The organism is Pseudomonas sp. GD03858 (genome assembly GCF_029840925.1).
Classification (GTDB): domain Bacteria; phylum Pseudomonadota; class Gammaproteobacteria; order Pseudomonadales; family Pseudomonadaceae; genus Aquipseudomonas.
Window position 1 is genome coordinate 16,582 of sequence record NZ_JAOCDM010000039.1, and the last position, 23,885, is coordinate 40,466.

Annotated in this window: 22 protein-coding genes; 11 read left to right on the forward strand and 11 right to left on the reverse strand. The window is 65.2% G+C overall.

Features of this window, described 5'->3' with window-relative positions:
• Window positions 1-5 precede the first annotated feature (5 nt).
• Window positions 6-1,772 (forward strand): KinB sensor domain-containing domain, encoded by a 1,767-nt coding sequence (locus tag N5D48_RS12640; protein ID WP_279884614.1) that lies wholly within the window; start codon window positions 6-8, stop codon window positions 1,770-1,772.
• A gap of 22 nt (window positions 1,773-1,794) precedes the next feature.
• Here N5D48_RS12640 and N5D48_RS12645 read toward each other — a convergent pair whose 3' ends face one another.
• The 8 genes from N5D48_RS12645 to N5D48_RS12680 all read right to left on the reverse strand — a co-directional run bounded on the left by N5D48_RS12645 (window position 1,795) and on the right by N5D48_RS12680 (window position 9,602).
• Window positions 1,795-3,414 carry an EAL domain-containing protein gene (locus N5D48_RS12645; RefSeq protein ID WP_279884616.1) on the reverse strand — a complete coding sequence of 540 codons (1,620 nt, stop codon included), beginning with the start codon at window positions 3,412-3,414 and terminating at the stop codon, window positions 1,795-1,797.
• A 94-nt stretch (window positions 3,415-3,508) separates the two neighbouring features.
• Window positions 3,509-4,285, reverse strand: coding sequence for an N-acetylmuramoyl-L-alanine amidase (locus N5D48_RS12650; protein WP_279884619.1), 777 nt, complete (start codon window positions 4,283-4,285; stop codon window positions 3,509-3,511).
• 84 nt (window positions 4,286-4,369) lie between these two features.
• Window positions 4,370-4,765 (reverse strand): hypothetical protein, encoded by a 396-nt coding sequence (locus tag N5D48_RS12655; RefSeq protein ID WP_279884622.1) that lies wholly within the window; start codon window positions 4,763-4,765, stop codon window positions 4,370-4,372.
• Between the two features lie 99 nt (window positions 4,766-4,864).
• Complete coding sequence (locus tag N5D48_RS12660; RefSeq protein ID WP_279884624.1) at window positions 4,865-6,844, reverse strand: diguanylate cyclase; 1,980 nt, start codon at window positions 6,842-6,844, stop codon at window positions 4,865-4,867.
• Window positions 6,845-6,940: 96 nt separating this feature from the next.
• Window positions 6,941-7,792 carry an endonuclease/exonuclease/phosphatase family protein gene (locus N5D48_RS12665; RefSeq protein ID WP_279884626.1) on the reverse strand — a complete coding sequence of 284 codons (852 nt, stop codon included), beginning with the start codon at window positions 7,790-7,792 and terminating at the stop codon, window positions 6,941-6,943.
• A gap of 12 nt (window positions 7,793-7,804) precedes the next feature.
• Window positions 7,805-8,440, reverse strand: coding sequence for a thiol:disulfide interchange protein DsbA (dsbA, locus tag N5D48_RS12670; protein ID WP_279884628.1), 636 nt, complete (start codon window positions 8,438-8,440; stop codon window positions 7,805-7,807).
• 210 nt (window positions 8,441-8,650) lie between these two features.
• The gene (locus N5D48_RS12675; protein ID WP_279884631.1) at window positions 8,651-9,268 is read right to left on the reverse strand and encodes a c-type cytochrome; all 618 of its coding nucleotides are present in this window, start codon (window positions 9,266-9,268) and stop codon (window positions 8,651-8,653) included.
• 31 nt (window positions 9,269-9,299) lie between these two features.
• Window positions 9,300-9,602, reverse strand: coding sequence for a c-type cytochrome (locus N5D48_RS12680; RefSeq protein ID WP_279808597.1), 303 nt, complete (start codon window positions 9,600-9,602; stop codon window positions 9,300-9,302).
• Between the two features lie 208 nt (window positions 9,603-9,810).
• Between N5D48_RS12680 and yihA the strand changes: the two genes are divergently transcribed.
• The gene (yihA, locus tag N5D48_RS12685; protein ID WP_279884633.1) at window positions 9,811-10,443 is read left to right on the forward strand and encodes a ribosome biogenesis GTP-binding protein YihA/YsxC; all 633 of its coding nucleotides are present in this window, start codon (window positions 9,811-9,813) and stop codon (window positions 10,441-10,443) included.
• A gap of 370 nt (window positions 10,444-10,813) precedes the next feature.
• Here the strand turns inward: yihA and polA are convergent, their stop codons facing one another.
• Window positions 10,814-13,564, reverse strand: coding sequence for a DNA polymerase I (polA, locus tag N5D48_RS12690; protein WP_279884635.1), 2,751 nt, complete (start codon window positions 13,562-13,564; stop codon window positions 10,814-10,816).
• Window positions 13,565-13,638: 74 nt separating this feature from the next.
• Here polA and N5D48_RS12695 point away from each other — a divergent pair, with 74 nt between their 5' ends.
• Window positions 13,639-13,926: a DUF2782 domain-containing protein gene (locus N5D48_RS12695; RefSeq protein ID WP_279884637.1), complete on the forward strand. Its 288-nt coding sequence runs from the start codon at window positions 13,639-13,641 to the stop codon at window positions 13,924-13,926.
• 72 nt (window positions 13,927-13,998) lie between these two features.
• Complete coding sequence (locus N5D48_RS12700) at window positions 13,999-14,949, forward strand: homoserine kinase (protein ID WP_279884639.1); 951 nt, start codon at window positions 13,999-14,001, stop codon at window positions 14,947-14,949.
• Between the two features lie 146 nt (window positions 14,950-15,095).
• Here N5D48_RS12700 and N5D48_RS12705 read toward each other — a convergent pair whose 3' ends face one another.
• On the reverse strand, window positions 15,096-16,052 hold the full coding sequence (locus N5D48_RS12705; RefSeq protein ID WP_279884642.1) for a zinc ABC transporter substrate-binding protein: 957 nt from the start codon (window positions 16,050-16,052) through the stop codon (window positions 15,096-15,098).
• Between the two features lie 18 nt (window positions 16,053-16,070).
• Here N5D48_RS12705 and zur point away from each other — a divergent pair, with 18 nt between their 5' ends.
• From zur to N5D48_RS12725, 4 genes are all read left to right on the forward strand, one after another.
• Window positions 16,071-16,556, forward strand: a complete 486-nt coding sequence (gene zur / locus N5D48_RS12710; protein ID WP_279884645.1) for a zinc uptake transcriptional repressor Zur — start codon at window positions 16,071-16,073, stop codon at window positions 16,554-16,556.
• Window positions 16,553-17,326 (forward strand): zinc ABC transporter ATP-binding protein ZnuC, encoded by a 774-nt coding sequence (gene znuC, locus N5D48_RS12715; RefSeq protein WP_279884647.1) that lies wholly within the window; start codon window positions 16,553-16,555, stop codon window positions 17,324-17,326. The genes zur and znuC overlap by 4 nt, the downstream gene beginning before the upstream one ends.
• Window positions 17,319-18,101 (forward strand): zinc ABC transporter permease subunit ZnuB, encoded by a 783-nt coding sequence (znuB, locus tag N5D48_RS12720; protein ID WP_279884649.1) that lies wholly within the window; start codon window positions 17,319-17,321, stop codon window positions 18,099-18,101. Before znuC ends, znuB begins: the two co-directional genes overlap by 8 nt.
• A gap of 129 nt (window positions 18,102-18,230) precedes the next feature.
• On the forward strand, window positions 18,231-18,938 hold the full coding sequence (locus N5D48_RS12725) for a PA5502 family lipoprotein (RefSeq protein WP_279884652.1): 708 nt from the start codon (window positions 18,231-18,233) through the stop codon (window positions 18,936-18,938).
• Between the two features lie 75 nt (window positions 18,939-19,013).
• Here N5D48_RS12725 and katE read toward each other — a convergent pair whose 3' ends face one another.
• Window positions 19,014-21,158: a catalase HPII gene (gene katE, locus N5D48_RS12730; RefSeq protein WP_279884655.1), complete on the reverse strand. Its 2,145-nt coding sequence runs from the start codon at window positions 21,156-21,158 to the stop codon at window positions 19,014-19,016.
• Between the two features lie 224 nt (window positions 21,159-21,382).
• Here katE and N5D48_RS12735 point away from each other — a divergent pair, with 224 nt between their 5' ends.
• The 3 genes from N5D48_RS12735 to N5D48_RS12745 all read left to right on the forward strand — a co-directional run.
• On the forward strand, window positions 21,383-22,390 hold the full coding sequence (locus tag N5D48_RS12735) for a methionine ABC transporter ATP-binding protein (protein ID WP_279884657.1): 1,008 nt from the start codon (window positions 21,383-21,385) through the stop codon (window positions 22,388-22,390).
• On the forward strand, window positions 22,390-23,061 hold the full coding sequence (locus N5D48_RS12740; protein ID WP_279884659.1) for an ABC transporter permease: 672 nt from the start codon (window positions 22,390-22,392) through the stop codon (window positions 23,059-23,061). Before N5D48_RS12735 ends, N5D48_RS12740 begins: the two co-directional genes overlap by 1 nt.
• 64 nt (window positions 23,062-23,125) lie before the next feature.
• A partial coding sequence (locus N5D48_RS12745) for a MetQ/NlpA family ABC transporter substrate-binding protein (RefSeq protein WP_279884662.1) occupies window positions 23,126-23,885 on the forward strand: 760 nt, incomplete at its 3' end.

The window sequence follows — 23,885 nt, forward strand, 5'->3', positions numbered from 1 at the left end:
GGCCGATGAAGCTGCGCACACGGTTGTTCCTCAGCATCTCGGCGCTGGTGACGGTGGCGCTGCTCGGCCTGTTGCTGGGGCTGATCAGCGTGCTGCAGATGGCAACGGTGCAGCAGCGCCTGGTGCAGGACACGTCCCACACCCTGGAGCTGGGCCTGAAGCTGCGACAGAACCTGGGCGAGCAACTGAACCTCATGCTCGACGATGGCACCGACCCGAAGAACCTGGTCACCCTGCAGAACCAGTTCCAAAGCCTGCTCAACCAGGGGCTGGAGCAAGGCGGTGAGCGCACCGGTTTCAGCAAGGCCAGCAGCAACTACCAGGCGTTCATTCAAGCGTATCGGGAGAGCCCGACACCGGCGCTGAGCATGGGCGTTGACCAGCCCCTGGGCGCCGCGTTCAACCAGGTCCGCACCGACCTGCTCGACTCTCACCGCCAGGCACTGGAACACATCGTGCGCAGCGAAGAGCAATCCCGCCACCACGCCCTCATGGTCGGCGGCGTGCTCGGCCTGGTGGGCTTGGCCGTGCTGGTGCTGGGCTTCGTTACCGCGCACAACATCGCCCGGCGCCTCGGCCAACCGATCGAGGCGCTGGCCAAGGCCGCCGACCAGGTGGGCCAGGGCAATTTCGAGGTGACCTTGCCGATCACCCAGGCGACCGAGCTCAACCAGCTGACCCGCCGCTTCGGCCTGATGGCCGATGCCCTGCGCAAACACCAAGCGACCAATGTCGACGAGTTGCTCGCGGGCCAGCAGCGCCTGCAGGCCGTGCTCGACAGCATCGACGACGGCCTGCTGATCATCGATCGCCAGGGCCGCCTGGAACACCTCAACCCGGTGGCCCAGCGTCAATTGGGCTGGGACCCGAGCCGCCTCGGCGCAAGCCTGGCCGAGGCTTTGCAGCGCCCGGAACTCGAACAGCAGCTGCGCCAGGTCCTGCGCGGCGGTGGCCTGGACCGCCCGCCCGAAGACCTGAGTCTGGAGGTGGACGAGGAAACCCGCCTGCTGACCTACAGCCTGACCCCGGTCAGTCATCCCCAAGGCCCCATTCTTGGCGCGGTGATGGTGCTGCACGACGTCACCGAACAGCGCGCCTTCGAGCGGGTGCGCAGCGAGTTCGTGCTGCGCGCCTCCCACGAGCTGCGCACACCGGTCACCGGCATGCACATGGCCTTCGGCCTGTTGCGCGAGCGGATCAGCTTCCCGCCCGAAGCGCGGGAGAACGACCTGCTGGACACCATCGGCGAGGAAATGCAGCGCCTGACTCAACTGATCAACGACCTGCTCAACTTCTCCCGCTACCAGAGTGGCCTGCAGAAGCTGGAGCTGGCGCCATGCGCGCTCGACGAGCTGTTCGAGCGCGCCGTGTCACGCTTCGCCGAGCAGGCGGCGGCCAAGCAGATCGAGCTGCTCAGTGAACTGGAGCCGCCGCTGCCGCGCATACAGGCCGATGTTGCCCAGCTCGACCGGGTACTCGACAACCTGTTGCACAACGCCGTGCGCCATACCGCCAGCGGCGGGCACATCCGCCTGCATGCTCGGCGCCATGCCGAACGCGTGATCATCAGCGTCGAGGACAACGGCGAAGGCATCGCCTATGGGCAGCAGGGGCGGATCTTCGAGCCGTTCGTACAGGTGGGGCGCAAGAAAGGCGGGGCCGGGCTGGGCCTGGCGCTGTGCAAGGAAATCGTGCAGCTGCACGGTGGGCGCATGGGCGTGTTCTCGCGTCCGGGGCAAGGCACTCAGTTCTACATGACATTGCCGGCCTGACGTCACGGGACAAGCCCTGCCTTCAGGGCTCGTCATCGATCCGCCGCCTCGACACCCGCCGCCCGCGCGTGATCAGCTCGGCGAACTGGCGGGCGTTCAGCGGGTGGGCGAACAACCAGCCCTGCCCGTAATTGACCCCTTCGGCATTGAGCAGCACGGCCTGGTCCTCGCATTCGATGCCCTCGGCGATCACCCGCAGGTGCAGGTCGTGGGCCATGCGGATGATGTGCGGCGCCACGCCGCTGCTGGCCGCGTCATGGCCCAGGGCGTCTATGAACGACTTGTCGATCTTCAGGCAGTCCACCGGCAGGGTCTGCAGGTACGCCAGGCTGCTGTAGCCCGTGCCGAAGTCGTCGATCAGCACCTGGTGCCCCACCGCCCGCAGCGCCTGCAGGTTGTCCCGGGCCACCACCACATCGATCAGGCCGCGCTCGGTCACCTCGAAGGCGATCTGGCTGGCAGCCACCCGATGGTGGGCGAGCAGACGCGCGGCCACCCGGCCGATACGCGGCGCCATCACGTCGCAGGCCGCCAGGTTCACCGAGATGTACAGCTGGCGGTTGGCCCGCAGCAGCGCCCCCAGTTGCTCCAGCACCCGCTGCAGGACGAAGTCGGTGATCTGGCGGATCTGCCCGGTGTTTTCCGCCAGCGGGATGAACAGCTCCGGACTGGTCAGGCTGCCGTCCGGGCGACGCCAGCGCACCAGGGCCTCGGCACCGACACAGCGGCGGCTGTCCAGTTCGAAGATCGGCTGGTAGAGCACCTGCAACTCACCACGGCGCAGTGCCTGCTGCAGCTCCGAACTCATCGAGCGCCGTTGCAGGATCAGTTGCAACACCAGCCAGCCGATGCAGCAGGCCAGCACCAGGCTGCCCGGGAACAGCAGCCAGAGCATGCCGTTGAGCTTCAGCGGCAAGCTGGCACGGGGCGCGATCAGGACCAACTGGTAGTCCGGCGACTTGGTCGCCATGCGATAGACCAGCCGGTCAGGTAGTTCGATCAACGACTTGTGCGAAGGTGGCGGCCAATCGGTGACCGGGGGCCAGGCCTGAGTCGGCCCAAGTACCGGAATGGCCCGAGTGCCGCGATCCAACAGCACCAGCAAGCTGCCGCCGGGCGGCAGGTCGACCACATCACTGAGATGACCGCGGGACGTGGACACCAGGAAGTTGCCGCGCCCCAGCATCAGCGCCGCCAGGTTTTCATTGGGTTCGGTGGTGGTGTTGAGCCAGTAGCTGTAGGTCGGCCCCTGGATATCCGGGGCACGCAGCGGCTCGATGACCCGCCCGCCGCCACGATTTGAGCAGGCCAGCGTACCGTTCACGTAAGCCGCCTCGTAGATGAACCGCGATTTCAGGGCGACCTGCTGCAGCTCGGCCAGCATCGACGCGTCACAGCCACGCAAGGGTTGCGCCTGAAGCTGGTCGACCGCCTCGCGCAGCTGGCCGAAGACCTGCTCCAGGCGCTCGAGAAAGCGCTCGCCCTGGGCGTTCATCTGGTCGCTTTCGCTGTGTTTCATCTGCTGCAACGTCACGCCGACGCTGGCTGCGAGCAACAGCGAGGCGCTGGCCAGGGCCGCGATTGCGGCCATCAGCCAGGGACGGTGAAAAAATTGACGCAATGTAGCGAGCAGGGCAGACATGCGCGGCATCCAGTTGAATACAAAAGGTATAGCAACGGAATGAACGATTGGCGCGGCCGTTGGGCGCTAAAGCGCCCTGGGGCCTATGCAGGGCTTAACCCTTGCGGTTGAGCACCTGCAGCATCGCGGCGGTCTGCGCATCCGGCATGCCGTCGAAGCGCTGGGGACGGAAACGCATCTGGAAGGCGGCAATCACATGCCGCGTGGCCACATCCAGCTCGCCGGTCTGCTCGATGGCATAGCCGAAGCGCGCCAGTTGCTGCTGATACCAGCTGATGGTAGGCGGGTTGACCTCGAAGTAGGCCTGCTGCCGCGCCACGGCGGCGGCATCCGGCCATATACCCAGCCCGGCGTCGGCCAGGCGCTTCCAGGGGAACAGCGGCCCCGGATCGAGCTTGCGCAATGGCGCGATGTCGCTATGGCCGATGATATGGCGCGGATCGATGTGGTTACGCTGGACGATGTCCCTGAGCAGGGCGATCAGCGCCTGGACCTGCGCTTCGCTGTAGGGGTGCCAGACCCGGCCGGCCGGCGTGTCGGTATAGCCCGGGTTGACGATTTCGATGCCGATGGAGCTGGAGTTGAGCCAGGTACGGCCCTGCCATTGGCTGTCGCCGGCGTGCCAGGCGCGACGGCTTTCGTCCACCAGCTGGTAGACCGTGGCCGGTCCGTCGCCGATCAGGTAGTGGGCACTGACCTCGCCGTGGGTCAGCAGCGCAAGCGACCGCTCGAGCGAAGCGTTGGTGTAATGCACGACGACGAACTGGATACGGCTGTCCTGGTTGGCCGAAGGGTGGCTGCGATCGATGCGCAAGCCACTGGAGCAACCAGCCAGAGCCAGCAGGAACAGGGCGGTGAGGAGTTTTTTCATTGCACAGAGCACGTCATTGAGTAGGCGACAACAGCGCTACAGTATAACGTGCTCTGGGCCTGTCGTTGACGATCGGCTATCGACTCAGCGCACGCACATCAGCAGAAACTCCAGCGAGTTGTCACCGCTCGGGCCTTTCTTGTCCACCAGCTGGGTCATCACGGTCACCTGCTCGGCCAGCGGCTTGCCGATCACCTTGGCCTGGCCGTGCATCTGCCGGTCGTAGCTGCTGGCATCGATCGGCGACACCGAGCAGAAGCCTGGATCCTGATGCACGATGCGGGGATTGAACTTCAGCTTGTACTGGGTGAAGTAGTTGGCCTGCGGTTGGCGCTCGACCTGGGCGATCCACTCAGGCCACTGGCGCAGCACGCTGCCATCGGCACCCACGTGGGCGGTGAGGATCATGTCCTTGGCCATTGCACTTGCCTGGAACGCCAGGCCCAGCAGCAGTGGCATGATCCACTTGGTCATTTTCATTCTGTAGCTCCTTTCAAGATCGATCTGTTGGCGATGCGCTGCGCAAGCAGCGCTGGCCATCAGTGTCGAGCCCTCGGGAGCCGAAGAAGCGGTAACTATTTATGCCTGCACGACGCGATTGCGCCCCTGGTCCTTGGCTCGGTACAGCGCCTCGTCCGCACGCTTGAGCACCTGATCACCACGCTCGCCGGAACGGAAGGCGCTGATGCCGATGGACGTGGTGATCACCACCCGTTCGCCCTTGAAGTGAAACGGACAAGCCTCGACCGCCGCGCGCAACGCTTCTGCCACCTGTGCCGCCGCGGGAGGCGAGGTCTGAGGCAGCAGCAGCACGAACTCCTCGCCGCCGAAACGGGCGATGAAGTCACGGCCACGCAGGCGCTTGCGCAGTTGCTCGGCGACGATCTTCAGCACCTTGTCGCCCGCCAGGTGACCGTAGCCATCGTTGATTCGCTTGAAATGGTCGAGGTCGAGGATGGCCATGGCCAGGTGGCCACCGTTCTCCTGCCAGTCGAGCATTTCGCGCTCGACCTGCTCGCTCCAGGCCGCACGGTTCGGCAACCCGGTCAGCGGGTCGATCATCGCCTTTTGCCGCTGTTCCTCGAGGTGCTCGCGGTAGCCAAGCGCCTCCTGCTCCATGCTCGCCACGCGGGCCGCCAGCCCCTGCAGGCGACCGGCCAGCTCCTGCTCGCGGCGGTCGCGCTCATGCTGGTGCTCGTCCATGGTCACCAGCAGGCCTTCGAGGCGGTTTTCCAGGATGTGCTTGAGGCTGTCCACATCGACGGCGCCCTGCACGCTGTTCTGCAGGCCATCGACCTGCTCGCGCAACTGGCTGTCGAGCTCGCGGGCGGCGGAGCTGTTGTCGGCATGGCCAGCGCTGGCTTCGTGCAGGTGGCTCTGGAAGGTCTCCAGGCGCACGTTGAGCTGTTGCAGGTAGGCTTCGAACTCATGCTGGCCACTGTCGGTGATCGCCAGCATGAGCACGGCCAGGTCATCCAGCACCGGAATCAGTTCGTACCAGTTCAGGCCGCGGGCAACCCGCTCGCGCATTTCCAGGGCTTGGGCCTTGTGGCGCTCGGGCAGGCTGAGGTCGTCGAGCAGGCCGATCAGGGTTTGCTCGATATGGGCGGCGACCTGGCTATAAGGCGGTTCGAGGGCGTCGGGGAGGGCGTAGGGGCCTTCTTCCTCGACAGCCACCACGGGCTCGGGCTCCTGGAGATCCTGCAGGGCCTGCGTATCCTCGGTGATCGCCGCCAACTCAGGGGCGGTCTCGCTGTCCTCTTTCGGCACTGCCACGGGAGGCGCCTCAGGCAGCGGCTCAACGACGGGCAACGGCGTGGTATCGACCAGCGCCGGCCCCGGTGCTTCGACCTCAGGCGCTGATACGGCCTCGTCCACATGCCGGATCGGCTCATGCTCGGCCTGGGCAGCAGGGGCAGGCAATGCCTGCAACTCGTCGGCATCCCGTGCCTCGGGCGCGCTGGCTTGCACGGTGGGTGCTTTCTGCGCTGGCGGCGCAGGCGTCTCGTCGCCCACTGCCTCACCCTGGGGCTCGTCGCGCCCACCGAACAGGCGCTGCAGGAACCCTGGGCGGGCCTCCTCGGCGGGTCTGTGCAGTGAGCTCAAGGCCTGCCCCTGCAAGCCACTGAGCTCGCCCAGCAAGGGCGGAAGTTCCCGCGACTGACTGACGCCACCATCGAGTTTCTTCGCCAGTTTCTTCAGGGGCCGCGATACATCGCCAGGCAAGGGCAAGGTCTGCAGCTGGGTGACCAGCGCAGTGAGCGCCTCGCTGACCTGGTTCATGCGGGTCTCGCGGCGCTGCTCGGAGTCGAGCACGGCCTTTTCCAGGCGCGGAATCAGCCCGGCGAGGCCGGCGTCCATGTTGTCGCTGCGGATCACCTCGCGCATTTCCTTCATGCACTGATCGACGGTCTTGTCACTGCCCTCCGCCGCCAGGGTGCTGCGCACCAGGCCACGGCGCAGCAGGTCGAGGCGGGCTTCCCAGCGCCGCTCGAGCTTTTCCTGGCGCTCGATGCTCTTGAGGTATTTTTCTTTCCAGCGCTCGGCTTCTTCGGTCATGCCTGGATCCGCGACGGGTGATGGCATCTAGCCCTGTGATGACTGGGTTTCGGCGGAAAACTCGAACACTTGAGTGCCCGGTTCGCGCCAGCAGGCCTAGCTCAGGACCGGCAGCGTATCCACAGTCAGGGCGTCAGGCAATCGGATCTCGACGGCGACGGGGAGGTGGTCCGAGATTGGCTGGGCCAGCACCTCGACACGCTCCAGCGTCAGGCTCGAGCTGAGCAGGATATGGTCCAGGCAGCGCTGCGGACGCCAGCTGGGGAAGGTGGCCTCGACCTGCGGGGCGATCAGGCCAAGGTCGCGCAGGGGCGAGTGGTCGAGCAGGTCGGTGGCATGGGTGTTCATGTCGCCCATGAGGATCTGGTGGCGGTAGCCACCGATGAGCTCGCGGATGTAGGCCAGTTGGCGGGCCCGGGTCTTGGCGCCAAGGGCCAGGTGCATCATGACCACGATCAACGCATCCTCGCCTTCGCCGAAGCGCACCAGGATCGCCCCACGACCGGACGGGCCGGGCAGCGGGTGGTCTTCCAGGCGCTGGGGCTTGAGGCGGCTGAGCACGCCATTGCTGTGCTGGGCGAAACGCCCGAGGTTGCGGTTGAGCTGCTGGTACCAGTAAGGGAAGGCGCCCAGCTGGGCCAGGTGCTCCACCTGGTTGACGAAGCCCGAGCGCAGGCTGCCGCCATCGGCCTCCTGCAGGGCCACCAAGTCGAAGTCGCCGAGCAAATCGCCGATCTTCTGCAAGTTGCCGGCACGCCCGTTGTGCGGCAGCAGGTGCTGCCAGCTGCGCGTCACATAGTGGCGGTAGCGCTCGGTGCTGATGCCGACCTGGATATTGAAGCTGAGCAGCCGCAGGCGACCATCTTCCGGCAGGCCGGGGGCCCGCAGGTGATGCTCGTTGACCTGCGGTTGGTGCAGGCCGATGCCTCGCGTGGCACGCAAGCGCATGGCGGTCGCCGCTTACTTAGCGGCGCGCTCCTTGGCGATCAGCTGGTCGGCGACGTTCAGCACGCCTTCCGGACCACCGGCGGTGCCCAGGTCGAAGCGGTACTTGCCGTTGACGACCATGCTCGGAACGCCGGTGATTTCGTACTTCTTGGCCAGTTCCTTGGCCTGGTTGACCTGACCCTTGATGGCGAAGGAGTTGAAAGTGGCGAGGAACTTGTCCTTGTCCACGCCCTGGGTGGCCAGGAAGTCGGCCATGTCGTTCGGGTCGGTCAGGCGCTTGCGCTGGTTCTGGATGGCGTCGAACACTGCGGCGTGAACCTTGTGCTCCACACCCATGGCTTCGAGGGTCAGGAACATCTGGCCATGGGCATCCCATGGGCCGCCGAACATGGCCGGGATGCGCTTGAAGTTGACGTCCTTCGGCAGTTTTTCAGCCCAGGGGTTGATGACCGGTTCGAAGTGGTAGCAGTGCGGGCAGCCGTACCAGAACAGCTCGACGACTTCGATCTTGCCCGGCACGGATACCGGCACGGGGTTGCTCAGCTCGACATATTCCTTGCCGGCGGTGGCAGGCTCCGCGGCCTGCACGGCGGCCATACCGAATACGCTGGCGGCGACCAGCGCAGCGCTGAGAATCAGTTTACGCATGCTTTACTCCTGAGCAGTCTTTGGTCGCCTCGACGCGACCTGCGTAGGACAGGCCGGGAAGGGCTCGAGTTCTGTAGTGTAACGGCTATGGACAGAAAAAAGGGCAGCCTGGGCTGCCCTTTTCATCTTTAGCGCTGAAGCATTAACCGAGTGTTAACGCATGTTCATGCCGCATCGCGGGGCAAGCCCGCTCCCACCGAGAGGATGAGATCAGTGCAGGCCCTGGATGTAGCTGGACAGGGCTTCGATGTCCTTGTTGCTCAGTTTGCCGGCGATGGTGCGCATGGTCATGGCGTCGCCGTCGTTGGTGCGGTTGCCTTCGCGGAAGTCGGTCAGCTGCTTGCTGACGTACTGCGCGTGCTGGCCGCTCAGGTGCGGGAATTTCGCCAGGGCGATGCCCGCGCCGTTGGGCGAGTGGCAGCCGGTGCAGGCGGGCATGCCTTTCTCGAGGTTGCCGCCATTGAACAGGGCACGGCCGCGCTCGACCAGTTTCGGGTCGGCGGCGCCCACGCTGCCTTTCTGGCTGGCGAAGTAGGCGGCGATATCGGCCAGGTCCTGGTCGTTGAAGTTGGCCAGCATGCCGGTCATCTCCAGCACGGTACGCTTGCCGTCCTTGATGTCATGCAGTTGCTTGTTCAGGTAGGGCTCACCTTGGCCGGCGAGTTTCGGGAAGTTCGGTGCCAGGCTGTTGCCGTCAGGGTTGTGGCAGGCCCCACAGACAGCTGTTTTGGCCTGACCGGCAGCAGCATCGCCTTTGATCGGTCCCGCAGCACTTGCCGCACCTGCGACCCCCATGGTCAACAGCAGACTCACGAATAGTTTGTTCATCAGCTAATCCAACACGGCTAAGGGTGAAATGTTATGTATCGGGACTGCCGCTCATCCAAAGGATGACCAAACGGTAGTCCTCGGCACTGCAGTCCATGCACAATCCACGCGGCGGCATAGCCTTGAAACCCTGCGTCACATGCGTCACCAGCTGTTCCATGCCTTGCGCCAGCCTCGGTTCCCAGGCTGCCCGGTCACCGCTTCTGGGTGCCTGTGGCAACTGTCCGGCGTGACAGGCCGCGCACGTGCGGTTGTACAACGCCTCGGGATCCTGTGTAGCCTGTGCGCTGAAAAACGGTAGGAACAAACCGACAGCAAGCAGCCATTTCGCCAAGCGGAACGACCTGACAGGGTTGGGGGCCGCGCTGCGTTCTGTTGCGCGAGCTATTGTTCGACACCCCATGCTCATGCTCCTTCGCTGGGAGAATGAGCACACAAAAACTGGGGCATTATATACTTCCGCCATCCAAACGGAAACGACACCGCTTGCCGCGCCTGGGCCAACCGTTCCAGTGCTGGGCAACACCCACATCGGATATCCCATGCAAGTCAAGAACCCCATCCTCGGCCTCTGCCAGAAAGCCAAATTCGCCCTCAGCGCCGCCAAGGTCGAACAATGCCCCGAAGACCAGGGTTACGAGGTGGCTTTCGCCGGCCGTTCCAACGCCGGCAAATCCAGCGCCCTCAACACCCTGACCCATGCCAGCCTGGCGCGTACCTCGAAGACTCCCGGCCGCACCCAGCTGCTGAATTTCTTCAGTCTGGACGATGAACGGCGTTTGGTCGACCTGCCGGGTTACGGATATGCAAAAGTCCCGATTCCGCTCAAGCAGCACTGGCAGAAGCACCTGGAGGCCTACCTGGGCAGCCGCGAGTGCCTGCGCGGGGTGATCCTGATGATGGACGTGCGCCACCCGATGACCGACTTCGACAAGATGATGCTCGACTGGGCCAAGGCCAGCGCCATGCCCATGCATATCCTGCTGACCAAGGCCGACAAGCTGACCCACGGCGCCGGCAAGAATACCCTGCTCAAGGTGCAGTCGGAGATCCGCAAGGGCTGGGGCGACGGCGCGACCATCCAGCTGTTCTCGGCGCCCAAGCGCCTGGGGCTGGAAGAGGCGTACCGGGTACTGGCGGATTGGATGGAGCTGGAAGACAAGCCAGCTGTCTGAAGGCCAAGGGATACTTTCGTGGGAGCGGGCTTGCCCCGCGATCAGTCGATCGCGGGGCAAGCCCGCTCCCACGGATTTCCCAGACTTCACGCCGAACTCCGGGCAAAAAAAACCCCGGACTTCGTATGGGGAGGGGGAAGTTCGGGGTTTAAGTCCGGACCGCTAGGGCGGGGTCCGGGTATCTGCCAACACTTAACACAACATAGGAGCATCGAAAGGCTTCACCAGCCATTCAGTACCTCTGAGTGGCGGTTCACCGGTTTAGTTCCGAGCCCCTCGAAACTATTTGCGATAGTTTCATGAAACTCTCGATCTAAGCGCCGGATCCGCGACACCACGCCGCAGATCCTACACAGCTTTCCCGCGTCGTTTAGTGAGCTTCGTCCCAATTCGAGCCAACACCCACTTCCACCAGCAGCGGCACATCCAGCTGGGCGGCATTGCTCATGTGCGCGCGAATTTCATCCTTGACCTGTTCGACCAGGTCCTCGCGCACTTCCAGCACCAGTTCGTCATGGACCTGCAGGATCACCCGCGCATCCAGCCCGCTCTGGTTCAGCCAGTTGTCCACCGCGACCATGGCGCGCTTGATGATGTCCGCCGCCGTGCCCTGCATCGGCGCGTTGATCGCCGTACGCTCGGCGCCCTTGCGCAGGGCCGGGTTCTTGGCGTTGATGTCCGGCAGGTACAGACGCCGACCGAACAGGGTTTCGACGAAGCCCTGCTCGGCGGCCTGGGCACGGGTGCGCTCCATGTATGCCAGCACGCCGGGGTAGCGGGCGAAGTAGCGGTCGATGTAGTCCTGCGATTGCTTGCGATCGACGCCGATCTGCTTGGCCAGGCCGAACGCGCTCATGCCGTAGATCAGGCCGAAGTTGATCGCCTTGGCGCTGCGACGCTGGTCAAGGGTGACGGCCTCCAAGGCCACGCCGAACACTTCGGCGGCGGTGGCGCGGTGCACGTCGAGATCGTTGCGGAAGGCATGCAGCAGGCCTTCGTCCTTGGCCAAATGAGCCATGATACGCAGCTCGATCTGCGAGTAGTCCGCCGCCAGCAGCTTATAACCGGGGCTGGCGACGAAGGCCTGGCGAATACGGCGGCCTTCGGCGGTGCGAATCGGGATGTTCTGCAGGTTCGGGTCGCTGGACGACAGCCGGCCGGTGGCGGCCACGGCCTGCTGGTACGAGGTGTGGATACGTCCGGTGCGCGGGTTGATCTGCCCCGGCAGCTTGTCGGTATAGGTGCTCTTGAGCTTGCTCAGGCTGCGGTACTGCATCAGCACCTTGGGCAGCGGGTAGCCTTGTTCGGCCAGGTCGTCGAGCACCGCCTCGGCGGTGGACGGCTGGCCCTTGGCGGTCTTGCTCAGCACCGGCATGCCCAGCTTGTCGTAGAGAATCGCGCCGAGCTGCTTGGGCGAGCCGAGGTTGAACGCCTCGCCGGCCAGCGCGAACGCCTCGCGCTCCAGTTCGACCAGCTTGGCCCCCAGCTCGCCACTCTGCACGCCCAGCAGCGCGGCATCGACCAGCGCGCCCTGGCGCTCGATCTTGGCCAGCACCGGCACCAGTGGCATTTCGATTTCCATCAGCACCGGCAGCACACTCGGTGTCTTCGCCAATCGCGCCTGCAGCGCCTGGTGCAGGCGCAGGGTGATGTCGGCGTCCTCGGCCGCGTAGGGGCCGGCCTTTTCCAGGGCGATCTGGTTGAAGGTCAGTTGCTTGGCGCCCTTGCCAGCAATGTCCTCGAAGCCGATGGTGGTGTGATCCAGGTACTTCTGCGCCAGGCTGTCCATGTCGTGACGGGTGGCGGTGGAGTCGAGCACGTAGGACTCGAGCATGGTGTCGTAGGCCACGCCGCGCATGTCGATGGCCGGGCTGCCGTTGGCCAGGATATTGATGTCGTACTTGGCATTCTGGCCGATCTTGCCCTTGGCCGGGTCCTCCAGCAGAGGCTTCAGGGCCAGCAGCACGGCGTCACGGTCCAACTGGGCGGGGGCGCCTTCGTAGTCGTGGGCCAGCGGCACGTAGGCCGCCTCATGGGGCTCGACCGCGAACGACAGGCCGACCAGTTGCGCCTGCTGCGCGTCGAGGCCGGTGGTCTCGGTGTCGAAGGCGAACAGCGGCGCCTGGCGCAGCTTTTCCAGCCAGGCGTCGAAACGGGCCTGGTCGAGGATGGTCTCGTACTTCGGCTCGGCCTGGACGGCTGCAGGCGTGTCGCTGGCCGCGACGCTGGCGCCCGCCTGGGCGGCATCGCGCTGCACGTCGGCGATCCAGCTCTTGAACTCCATCTCGGTGTACAGCGCCAGCAAGGTTTCACGGTCGGGCTCGCCGCAGACCAGCGCGTCGACCTCGACATCCAGCTCCACATCGCACTTGATGGTCGCCAGCTCGTAGGACAGGAAGGCCGCGTCGCGGTGTTCCTCCAGCTTGGCCGGCAGGGTCTTGGCACCGCGAATGGCCAGGCTCGGCACTTTGTCGAGGTTCTGGTACAGGTCGCTCAGACCACCGCCGATGCCGGTCAGCAGACCGACGGCGGTCTTTTCGCCGACACCCGGCACGCCGGGGATGTTGTCGACCTTGTCGCCCATCAGGGCGAGAAAATCGATGATGTGCTCCGGGCCGACGCCGAATTTCTCGTGCACGCCAGCAACGTCCAGCACGCTCCCGGTCATGGTGTTGACCAACGTGACGTGGCCATCCACCAACTGGGCCATGTCCTTGTCGCCAGTCGAGATGATCACCGGCCGGCCGTTCGCCGCGCTGCTGCGCGCCAGGGTGCCGATGACATCGTCGGCCTCCACGCCTTCGACGCACAGCAGTGGGTAGCCAAGGGCGCGGACGCTGGCGTGCAGCGGCTCGACCTGCACCCGCAGGTCGTCGGGCATGCTCGGGCGGTTGGCCTTGTATTCGGCGAACATGGCGTCGCGGAAGGTCCCGCCCTTGGCGTCGAAGACCACCGCGAACAGGCTGTCCGGGTACTGCTTGCGCAGGCTCTTGAGCATGTTCAGCACGCCCTTGACCGCGCCGGTGGGCATGCCTTTGGAGGTGGTCAGCGGCGGCAGCGCGTGGAAGGCGCGGTAGAGGTAGGAGGAACCGTCCACCAGGACGAGGGGCGCTTGGCTCATGAGGAGAATCAACCTTTTCGGCGGGTCCGGCGCTAGAATAGCCGGATCAATGACGACAAAGGGACTAGGTTATCATGCGCACACTCAATCGCCTGTTACTGCTCGGTCTGCTGGCCACCATGCCAGTCGTCACCCTGGCGGCGGACGAAGCCCCATCGGCCGATCCCGATGTAACCATTCGCACGGAAGGCGACAAGACCATCCAGGAGTACCGGCAAAACGGCTTCCTGTATGCGATCAAGGTCACGCCGAAGGGCGGAAAGCCTTATTTCCTGGTACGCGCCGATGGCTCCGAAGGCAACTTCATTCGATCCGACCAGCCGGACATGCTGATTCCGTCGTGGAAGATCTTCGAGTGGTAATGCAATAGCGCGTATCGTTCTTATCAACCAGGCACTTCCCGGCGGAAGTGCCCGCATGGGCAACTTCTCAACATGTCAGTCTTCACCCCTGTGACCCGGCCTGAGCTGGAAACCTTTCTGGCGCCGTACGAGCTGGGCCGCCTGCTCGACTTCCAGGGCATCGCCGCCGGTACCGAAAACAGCAATTTCTTCGTCAGCCTGGAAAAAGGGGAGTTCGTCCTCACGCTGATCGAGCGCGGACCGGCCGAAGACATGCCGTTCTTCATCGAGCTGCTCGACGTGCTGCACGAGGCCGAGATGCCGGTGCCCTATGCCGTGCGCGATCGCGACGGTAACGGCCTGCGCGAGCTATGCGGCAAGCCGGCGCTGCTGCAACCAAGGCTGTCGGGCAAGCACGTCAAGCAGCCGAACAACCAGCACTGCGCCCAGGTCGGCGAGCTGCAGGCGCACATCCACCTGGCCACCCGCGAACGCATCATCGAGCGCCGCACCGACCGAGGCCTGGACTGGATGCTGCAATCGGGCGCCGAGCTGCTGCCGGGGCTGAACGCCGAACAGGCCGCGCTGCTGACTCCGGCGCTGGACGAAATCCGCGCGCACAAGGCGCAGATCCTCGCCCTGCCCAAGGCCAACCTGCACGCCGACCTGTTCCGCGACAACGTGATGTTCGAAGGCACTCACCTGGCCGGGCTGATCGACTTCTACAACGCCTGCTCCGGGCCGATGCTGTATGACATCGCCATCACCGTGAACGACTGGTGCCTGGACGAGCAGGGCGGTATCGACCTGCCGCACGCCCAGGCCCTGCTGGGCGCCTATGCGAAGCTGCGACCGTTCACCGCCGCCGAGGCCGAGCTGTGGCCGGTGATGCTGCGGGTGGCCTGCGTGCGCTTCTGGCTGTCGCGGCTGATCGCGGCGCGGGATTTTGCCGGGATGGATGTGATGATCCATGACCCGAGCGAGTTCGAGGTGCGCCTGGCACAGCGCCAGCAGGTAGCGTTGCACCTGCCGTTCGCCTTGTAACCGCGCCGGCTTCTTCGCGGGTAAACCCGCTCCCACAGGGATGGCATGCTCCTGGACTGCCCCAAGGGTTGGATTGGTGTCCAACTTCTTGGGGGCAGTCCACTCCTGTGGGAGCGGGTTTACCCGCGAAGAAACCAGCCCAGGCGTTAGAGCTGTTCCAGGCAGCCGGTCAGGTCGCTGCCAAGCTTCTCCAGCAAGCGCTCATAGCCCCTGGAATCCACCGCATCGCTGCCCCCCAGCGCATCCAGCTCGGCCAGGCGCACCGGCAAGCCGGCAGTCAGCGTCTCGGCCAGGCGCGGGCGCAGCGGCGGCTCGCTGAACACACAGGTCTTGCCCACCGCCTGCAGGCGCTTGCGCATGGCGGCGACATGCTGCGCCCCCGGCTGCACTTCCGAGGCGACGCTGAACACGCCGGCGTGCTTCAGGCCATAGGCGGCCTCGAAGTAGTCGAAGGCTTCGTGGAACACGAAGTACGGCTTGCCGGCGATCCCCGCCACCCGCTGCTTGATGCGCCCATCCAGGGCATCCATGCGCTCGACGAACAGCTTGAGGTTGGCCTGGTAGCGCGGCGCATTGGCCGGATCCGCAGCCGCCAGGTCACCGGCCATCTTCGTCGCGATCACCCGGGCATTCACCGACGACAGCCACAGGTGCGCATCGAGGCTGCCTGGACGGTGATCATGGTCGTGATCGTCATGGTCTTCTTCGTCGTGGGAATGGCTGTCCTCGCCGAAGTGACGCAACTGCAGGCCCGGCAGCGACTGCACGGCCACGGTCGGCTTGGCGCGGCTGTTCAGCACACGGGGCAGGAAGCCTTCCATGTCCGGGCCGATCCAGTACAGCAGGTCGGCATCGCCGACCTTGCGCACATCGGACGGGCGCAACGCGTAGTTGTGCGGGGAGGCGCCCGGCGGCAGCAGCACATCGGGGCTGCCGACACCGTCCTGAACGGCGGCGGCGATCTGTTGCAGGGGCTTGATGCTGGTCAGCACGCGCACGTCGGCGTGGGCCGAGAACGCGATGAAAGCGACAAAGAGGACAAGGAATCGGGACACGGTGGATACTCGGGTCGTCAGAAACAGGTAACATAATAACGTCTCCATCCTGAACCGTCGCTGCCCATGTCCATCACGCCGCTGGCCAACCGCCCCCACGATCATTCCCATTGCGTCCACAGCGCGCTGGCCGAGGCCGACGCGCTGTGCAACCGTCAGGGCCTGCGCCTGACCGCCCTGCGCCGCCGCGTGCTGGAGCTGGTGTGGCAGAGCCACAAGCCGCTGGGCGCCTACGACATCCTTGCCGTGCTCAGCGAGCAGGATGGCCGCCGCGCCGCGCCGCCCACCGTCTATCGGGCCTTGGACTTCCTGCTGGAAAACGGCCTGGTGCACCGCATCGCCTCGCTCAACGCCTTCATCGGCTGCAGCCACCCCGAACATGCGCACCAGGGCCAATTCCTGATCTGCCGGGCATGCCACGTGGCCATCGAGCTGGAGCAGAACAGCATCAGCGACGCCATCGTCAGCAGCGCCAAGGCCGTCGGCTTCGCCGTCGAGACGCAGACGGTCGAGGTGGTCGGCCTGTGCGGCAACTGCCGGGGCAAGGCATGAGCGAAGCCCTGATCCGCCTCGAGCAGGTCGGTGTCAGCTTCGCTGGCGAGGCGGTGCTCGACAACATCGACCTGTCGGTCGCGCCGGGCCAGATCGTCACCCTGATCGGCCCCAACGGCGCCGGCAAGACCACCCTGGTACGCGCCGTGCTCGGCCTGCTCAAGCCGCACCAGGGCAAGGTGTGGCGCAAGCCCAAGCTACGCATCGGCTACATGCCGCAGAAGATCCAGGTGGACGCCACGCTGCCGCTGTCGGTGCTGCGCTTCCTGCGCCTGGTGCCCGGGGTGGACCGCGCGGCGGCCTTGGCGGCGCTGCAGGAAGTCGGCGCCGAGCAGGTGATCGACAGCCCGATCCAGACCATCTCCGGCGGCGAAATGCAGCGCGTGCTGCTGGCTCGCGCGCTGCTGCGCGAACCCGAGCTGCTGGTGCTGGATGAGCCGGTGCAGGGTGTCGACGTGGTCGGTCAGACCGAGCTGTACAACCTGATCACCCGCCTGCGCGATCGCCATGGCTGCGGCGTGCTGATGGTCTCCCACGACCTGCACCTGGTGATGAGCGCCACCGACCAGGTCGTCTGCCTCAACCGTCACGTGTGCTGTTCGGGCCATCCGGAACAGGTCAGCAACGACCCGGCGTTCGTCGAGCTGTTCGGCCAGAACGCGCCGAGCCTGGCCATCTACCACCACCATCACGATCACAGCCACGACCTGCATGGCTCGGTGATCGCCCCGGGCACCCATGTTCATGGAGAGCACTGCAAGCATGGCTGATTTTCTTCTCTACGCCCTGCTTGCCGGCCTGTCGCTGGCGCTCGTCGCCGGCCCGCTGGGCTCGTTCGTGGTGTGGCGGCGCATGGCCTACTTCGGCGACACCCTGTCCCATGCCGCGCTGCTGGGCGTGGCCCTGGGCTTCGCCCTGGACGTCAGCCCGGCGCTGGCGGTGACCATCGGCTGCCTGCTGCTGGCGATCCTGCTGGTGACCCTGCAACAGCGCCAGCCGCTGGCCTCGGACACCCTGCTCGGCATCCTCGCCCCCAGCACCCTGTCGCTGGGCCTGGTGGTGCTGAGCTTCATGCACGATGTGCGCATCGACCTGATGGCCTACCTGTTCGGCGACCTGCTGGCGATCAGCACCACCGACCTTGCCTGGATCCTCGGCGGCAGTGCCTTGGTGCTGGTACTGCTGGCGATGTTCTGGCGACCGCTGCTGGCGGTCACCGTGCACGAGGAGCTGGCGATGGTCGAGGGCCTGCCGGTGACCGGCCTGCGCCTGGCGCTGATGCTGTTGATCGCCGTGGTGATCGCGGTGGCGATGAAGATCGTCGGCGTGCTGCTGATCACCTCGCTGCTGATCATCCCGGCAGCCGCGGCACAGCGTCACGCCCGCTCGCCGGAGCAGATGGCGCTGGGCGCCAGTTTGCTGGGCGTGACCGCGGTCTGCGGCGGGCTGGCCCTGTCCTGGTTCAAGGACACCCCGGCCGGGCCGTCGATCGTGGTCTGCGCGGCGGTGCTATTCTTGCTGAGCCTGGCGTTGCCGAAACGCTGAATTTTCAGGGTGCGCGCAGGCGCATCCTGCAACCTTTGCGTCGCTTTCGGGTCATAAAGGACCAGTTTTCGAGCGGGCGCCCCTGGGTGTAGACTTGCTCGCTTTTTGCGCAATTAGAGAGTCGCAGGAATGAAGCCGTTCGCCTCACGTTATCTGCTTGTTGCCGCGTTTTCCCTGTTCCTGGCCGCCTGCTCCGGCAAGCCGGTCGAGCAGCCGTCGGCGCCTGCCCAGCCGGACGCCTGGCAGCAACTGGAGCAAAGCATCGCCAGCAACGAGCTGGCCACCGCCGAGGACCAACTGGCCGCCTTGCAGGCCCAGGCGCCTGACGATGCACGGGTGGAAGCGCACCAGCGCCAACTCGCCGAAGCTTACCTGCGGCGCAGCCAGATCGTCCTGCAGAAGGGCGACGTGAATGCCGCCGCCACCGCCCTGGCCCGCGCCCGCGCACTGATGCCCCAGGCCCCGGCGCTGACCGGTGGCGATGCCATGGCCCAGGCGCGCAAGGCCGAGCTGGAAAAGGCCGAGGCGGCGCTGAAGGCGGCTGAAGCCAAGCCCAAGGCCCGGCTGATCGACCCGACCGCGCCGAATACCGTGGTGGCCTTGAAGACCACCGACAGCCGCGCCCTGCGCCGACAGCTCGATGACATCGCCGCCGACGTGGTCAATTACCAGTGTGAAGTGGTATTCCAGGTGCCGCGCACCCAGGACGCACCATGGCTCAAGACCCTGCTGGAGAAACGGGTGCGCAAGCTCGACAGCGGGTTCGCGCTACAGCAAAAGCATGAGATTCAGCGCGCGCTGCCGGCCCAGGTGGTACTGGTCCCCCATCAGCAGTGAACGATCGCGGGGCAAGCCCGCTCCCACGAAGCCGGGTAATGGCTCGTGGGAGCGGGCTTGCCCCGCGATGCATGGTTAGGCCGGTATCGCCTCGGCGGCCGCCTCCCGAGCCCATATCCGATGCGCCTCGACGGCCTTGAAAAAGGCATCGAAGACTTTCTGCGCATCCCCCAGCAGCACCCCCTCATCCTTCTTCAGCCCAAGCGTTTCCAGCAACGGTTTGCCGTCCTGGCTCAGCCCAATGGGCTTGAGGTGCTTATAAGCCTCCAGCAGGAAGTGCCTGGCCACGCCGCTTTTCTCCAGCGCCTCCAGCGACGCCTTGCCCGCCGGCACCCACACCCCGTCGAACATCACCGACGGCATGCCTTCCATCGACGCATCCACCGCCAGTGGCTTGCCGTCGACGGTCTTCACCGGCGCCGAGGTCGGCCCCAGCAACATGGGCCGCGCGCGTTGTGCCTCCAGCGCCTTGACTACCTTGTCGACACTCCCGGCCTCCACACCATCGGCCAGCAGAATGGCGACCTTGCGTCCGCTGATGCCGATCTCAGCGGAATGGTTCATCTGGCTCAAGGCTTTTGATTGCGCGGGTTTGCTGCCCTTGACCTTGACCGTGCCGGCCTTGGGCGCCGGCAGTCCGAGGTTGGCCGCCACCGCCGCCGCCAGCTTCAGGTCGATGTTGGCGAGGATTTCGTCCACCTCCCGCGCCCGGATCGCCTCGCGCTCGACCTTGCCCAGCTCGAAACTGTAGGCCTTGACGATGTGCTGCTGTTCGCTGGGGCTCATGCTCTGGAAGAACAGCCGCGCCTGGGAGAAGTGGTCGCCGAACGACTCGCTGCGCTGGCGGATCTTGTCCGCGTCGATGCGCTCCTGGTAGCTCTCGAAACCGCCGTCCCGCGCGGCCGGCGGCGTTTCCTTCGGCCAACCGCCATCGATCGAGTTGGGCTCGTACGCCGCACGGCCCTTGTCCAGGGTCATCCGGTGCATGGCGTCGCGCTGGCTGCTGTGATTGGGCGCGACGGGCCGGTTGATCGGGATCTCGTGGAAGTTCGGCCCGCCCAGGCGGCTGATCTGGGTATCGGTATAGGAGAACAACCGCCCTTGCAGCAACGGGTCGTTGCTGAAGTCGATGCCTGGCACGATATGCCCCGGACAGAAAGCGACCTGCTCCACTTCGGCGAAGAAATTGTCCGGGTTGCGGTCGAGCACCATCCTGCCCAGCGGCGTGACCGGCACCAGTTCCTCGGGGATGAGCTTGGTCGGGTCGAGCAGGTCGAAGTCGAACGTGTGCTCGTCGGCCTCGGGCACGACCTGCACACCCAGCTCCCACTCCGGGTAATGCCCGGTCTCGATGGCCTCCCACAGGTCGCGACGGTGGTAGTCGGTATCCTTGCCCGCCAGCTTCTGGGCTTCGTCCCACAGCAGCGAATGCACGCCCTGGCGCGGCTTCCAGTGGAACTTGACGAAGCTGGCCACGCCCTCGGCGTTGATCAGGCGGAAGGTGTGCACGCCGAAGCCTTCCATCATGCGCAAACTGCGTGGGATGGCGCGGTCGGACATGGCCCACATGACCATGTGCGCCGACTCCGGCACCAGCGAGACGAAGTCCCAGAAAGTGTCGTGGGCCGAGCCGCCGGTAGGCATCTCGTTGTGCGGCTCGGGCTTCACCGCGTGGACGAAATCGGGAAACTTGATCGCATCCTGAATGAAGAACACCGGCATGTTGTTGCCGACCAGGTCGAAGTTGCCTTCGTCGGTATAGAACTTCACCGCAAAGCCGCGCACATCGCGCACCGTGTCGCCCGAACCACGCGGACCCTGCACGGTGGAGAAGCGCACGAATACCGGGGTGACCTTTTCCGGGTCCTGCAGGAAGCCGGCCTTGGTCAGCCCGGCATGGCAGCCGTAGCTCTGGAAGTAGCCGTGCGCCCCGCACCCCCGGGCATGGACGATGCGTTCAGGGATGCGCTCATGGTCGAAGTGGGTGATCTTCTCGCGCATGATGAAGTCTTCGAGCAGCGACGGCCCGCGCGCGCCGGCCTTGAGGCTGTTCTGGTTGTCGGCGATCTTCACCCCCTGGTTGGTGCGCAGCGCCTGGCCACTGGCGTCGCTGCGAAAGGTTTCCAGGCTCTGTAACTTGGCGTTGGTGTTGGCCTTGTCGGGGGTGTCGGTGCCGGCGACCGGGCTCGGCTGCGGCGCCTGGGGCTTGTTGCTGGGCATCTTCGGCTCTCCTCATCAGTCTTCAGGCTGCCCGTTGGGGCTTGTTCAACAAGTGACTGGGAGGCCGTTGCCAGCGTTCAATCGGGATTGCCGACCGTCGCGTTATGCCCATCGGATTGGACCCATACGAAATAAATGCTAAGAACCCTCAGGGGAAAAGGCTAAAATGCGCGACCCCGGCTAACAGCCAGCCCAAATTCCATGCGCCCCACAAGGTTCGCTCAGTGATCGAGTTTCAAAACGTCCACAAGACCTACCGCGTCGCCGGTAGGGATATCCCGGCCCTGAACCCGACCAGCCTGACCATCGAAGATGGCCAGGTGTTCGGCCTGATCGGCCACTCCGGTGCCGGCAAGAGCACCATGCTGCGCCTGATCAACCGTCTCGAGGAGCCGTCCGGCGGCAAGATCATCGTCGACGGCGAAGACGTCACCGCCTTCGACGCCAACCAGTTGCGCCGCTTCCGCCAGCAGGTCGGGATGATCTTCCAGCACTTCAACCTGCTGGCCTCCAAGACCGTCGCCGACAACGTCGCCCTGCCGCTGGTGCTGGCCGGCGAGTTGTCCCGCGCCGCGATCGACAAGCGCGTCAGCGAGCTGCTGGCCCGTGTCGGCCTGGCCGAGCACGCGAAGAAGTACCCGGCCCAGCTGTCGGGCGGGCAGAAGCAGCGCGTCGGCATCGCCCGCGCCCTGGCCACCAACCCGAAGATCCTGCTGTGCGACGAGGCCACCAGCGCCCTCGACCCGCAGACCACCGCCTCGGTCCTGCAGCTGCTGGCCGAGATCAACCGCGAACTGAAGCTGACCATCGTGCTGATCACCCACGAGATGGACGTGATCCGTCGGGTCTGCGACTGCGTGGCGGTGATGGACGCCGGGCAGATCGTCGAGCAGGGCCCGGTGGCCGACGTGTTCCTGCATCCGCAGCACGCCACCACCAAGCGTTTCGTCCAGGAAGACGAGCAGGTCGACGAGAACGAGCAACGTGACGACTTCGCCCACGTGCCGGGCCGCATCGTGCGCCTGACCTTCCAGGGCGACGCCACCTACGCGCCGCTGCTGGGCACCGTGGCCCGCGAGACCGGCGTGGACTACAGCATCCTCGCCGGGCGCATCGACCGCATCAAGGACGTCCCCTATGGCCAGCTCACCCTCGCCCTGATCGGCGGAGACATGGAAGCGGCGTTCGCCCGCTTCAAGGCAGCTGACGTACATATGGAGGTACTGCGTTGATGGACGCCCTGAATTTCTTCGCCAACGTCGACTGGGCCGAAATCTGGCTGGCCAGCGTCGACACCCTGATCATGCTGTTCGGCTCGCTGTTCTTCACCGTGCTGCTGGGCCTGCCGCTGGGCGTGCTGCTGTTCCTCTGCGGACCACGGCAGATGTTCGAGCAGAAGGGCGTGTACGCCTTGCTGTCGCTGCTGGTGAACATCCTGCGTTCGCTGCCGTTCATCATCCTGCTGATCGTGATGATCCCGGTCACCGTGCTGATCACCGGCACCTCGCTGGGCGTGGCCGGCGCCATTCCGCCGCTGGTGGTCGGTGCCACGCCGTTCTTCGCCCGCCTGGTGGAAACCGCCCTGCGCGAGGTGGATCGCGGCATCATCGAAGCCACCCAGTCGATGGGCGCCACCACGCGCCAGATCATCACCAATGCCTTGCTGCCGGAAGCCCGTCCGGGCATCTTCGCCGCCATCACCGTCACCGCCATCACCCTGGTCTCGTACACCGCCATGGCCGGCGTGGTCGGCGCGGGCGGCCTGGGCGACCTGGCCATCCGCTTCGGCTACCAGCGCTTCCAGACCGACGTGATGGTGGTCACCGTGGTCCTGTTGCTGGTGCTGGTGCAAGTGCTGCAAAGCGTCGGCGACAAGCTGGTGGTGCATTTTTCCCGTAAGTAACCCCAATGGGGTCGGCCCAGCCGACCCGTTCGGGGGCCGTCGCGGCCCTCACAAGGAGTGATCAATGAAGAAGCTGCTTGCTGTTGTCGCCGCCGTCGCGGCCTTCTCGGCCAACGCCGCCGAGACCCTGACCGTCGCCGCCACCCCGGTGCCGCACGCCGAGATCCTCAACTTCGTCAAGCCGCAACTGGCCAAGGAAGGCGTGGAGCTGAAGGTCAAGGAATTCACCGATTACATCCAGCCCAACGTGCAGGTAGCCGAAAAGCGCCTGGACGCCAACTTCTTCCAGCACCAGCCGTACCTGGATGAGTTCAACAAGGCCAAGGGCACGCAGCTGGTCAGTGTTGCCGGCGTGCACCTGGAGCCGCTGGGCGCCTACTCGAGCAAGTACAAGAAGCTCGACGAACTGCCATCCGGCGCCACCGTGGTCATCCCCAACGACGCCACCAACGGCGGCCGTGCCCTGCTGCTGCTGGACAAGGCTGGCGTGATCAAGCTCAAGGACAGCAAGAATATCCTGTCGACCGTGAAGGACATCACCGGCAACGACAAGAAGCTGAAATTCCGCGAACTGGAAGCGGCCACCATCCCGCGCGTGCTGACCCAGGTCGACCTGGCGCTGATCAACACCAACTATGCGCTGGAAGCCAAGCTGAATCCGGAGAAGGACGCCCTGGTGATCGAAGGCAGCGATTCGCCTTACGTGAACATCCTGGTGGCCCGTCCGGACAACAAGGACGCCGATGCCATGAAGAAGCTGGCTGCGGCCCTGCATTCGCCTGAGGTGAAGCAGTTCATCACCGAGAAGTACAAGGGCGCGGTGA

What these genes read in the sequence shown, in the direction of transcription:
- N5D48_RS12640 (WP_279884614.1), top strand. Translation starts at nt 6, where the DNA reads ATGAAGCTGCGCACACGGTTGTTCCTCAGCATCTCGGCGCTGGTGACG.
- N5D48_RS12645 (WP_279884616.1), bottom strand. Translation starts at nt 3,414, where the DNA reads ATGTCTGCCCTGCTCGCTACATTGCGTCAATTTTTTCACCGTCCCTGG.
- N5D48_RS12650 (WP_279884619.1), bottom strand. Translation starts at nt 4,285, where the DNA reads ATGAAAAAACTCCTCACCGCCCTGTTCCTGCTGGCTCTGGCTGGTTGC.
- N5D48_RS12655 (WP_279884622.1), bottom strand. Translation starts at nt 4,765, where the DNA reads ATGAAAATGACCAAGTGGATCATGCCACTGCTGCTGGGCCTGGCGTTC.
- N5D48_RS12660 (WP_279884624.1), bottom strand. Translation starts at nt 6,844, where the DNA reads ATGACCGAAGAAGCCGAGCGCTGGAAAGAAAAATACCTCAAGAGCATC.
- N5D48_RS12665 (WP_279884626.1), bottom strand. Translation starts at nt 7,792, where the DNA reads ATGCGCTTGCGTGCCACGCGAGGCATCGGCCTGCACCAACCGCAGGTC.
- dsbA (WP_279884628.1), bottom strand. Translation starts at nt 8,440, where the DNA reads ATGCGTAAACTGATTCTCAGCGCTGCGCTGGTCGCCGCCAGCGTATTC.
- N5D48_RS12675 (WP_279884631.1), bottom strand. Translation starts at nt 9,268, where the DNA reads ATGAACAAACTATTCGTGAGTCTGCTGTTGACCATGGGGGTCGCAGGT.
- yihA (WP_279884633.1), top strand. Translation starts at nt 9,811, where the DNA reads ATGCAAGTCAAGAACCCCATCCTCGGCCTCTGCCAGAAAGCCAAATTC.
- polA (WP_279884635.1), bottom strand. Translation starts at nt 13,564, where the DNA reads ATGAGCCAAGCGCCCCTCGTCCTGGTGGACGGTTCCTCCTACCTCTAC.
- N5D48_RS12695 (WP_279884637.1), top strand. Translation starts at nt 13,639, where the DNA reads ATGCGCACACTCAATCGCCTGTTACTGCTCGGTCTGCTGGCCACCATG.
- N5D48_RS12700 (WP_279884639.1), top strand. Translation starts at nt 13,999, where the DNA reads ATGTCAGTCTTCACCCCTGTGACCCGGCCTGAGCTGGAAACCTTTCTG.
- N5D48_RS12705 (WP_279884642.1), bottom strand. Translation starts at nt 16,052, where the DNA reads ATGGAGACGTTATTATGTTACCTGTTTCTGACGACCCGAGTATCCACC.
- zur (WP_279884645.1), top strand. Translation starts at nt 16,071, where the DNA reads ATGTCCATCACGCCGCTGGCCAACCGCCCCCACGATCATTCCCATTGC.
- znuC (WP_279884647.1), top strand. Translation starts at nt 16,553, where the DNA reads ATGAGCGAAGCCCTGATCCGCCTCGAGCAGGTCGGTGTCAGCTTCGCT.
- znuB (WP_279884649.1), top strand. Translation starts at nt 17,319, where the DNA reads ATGGCTGATTTTCTTCTCTACGCCCTGCTTGCCGGCCTGTCGCTGGCG.
- N5D48_RS12725 (WP_279884652.1), top strand. Translation starts at nt 18,231, where the DNA reads ATGAAGCCGTTCGCCTCACGTTATCTGCTTGTTGCCGCGTTTTCCCTG.
- katE (WP_279884655.1), bottom strand. Translation starts at nt 21,158, where the DNA reads ATGCCCAGCAACAAGCCCCAGGCGCCGCAGCCGAGCCCGGTCGCCGGC.
- N5D48_RS12740 (WP_279884659.1), top strand. Translation starts at nt 22,390, where the DNA reads ATGGACGCCCTGAATTTCTTCGCCAACGTCGACTGGGCCGAAATCTGG.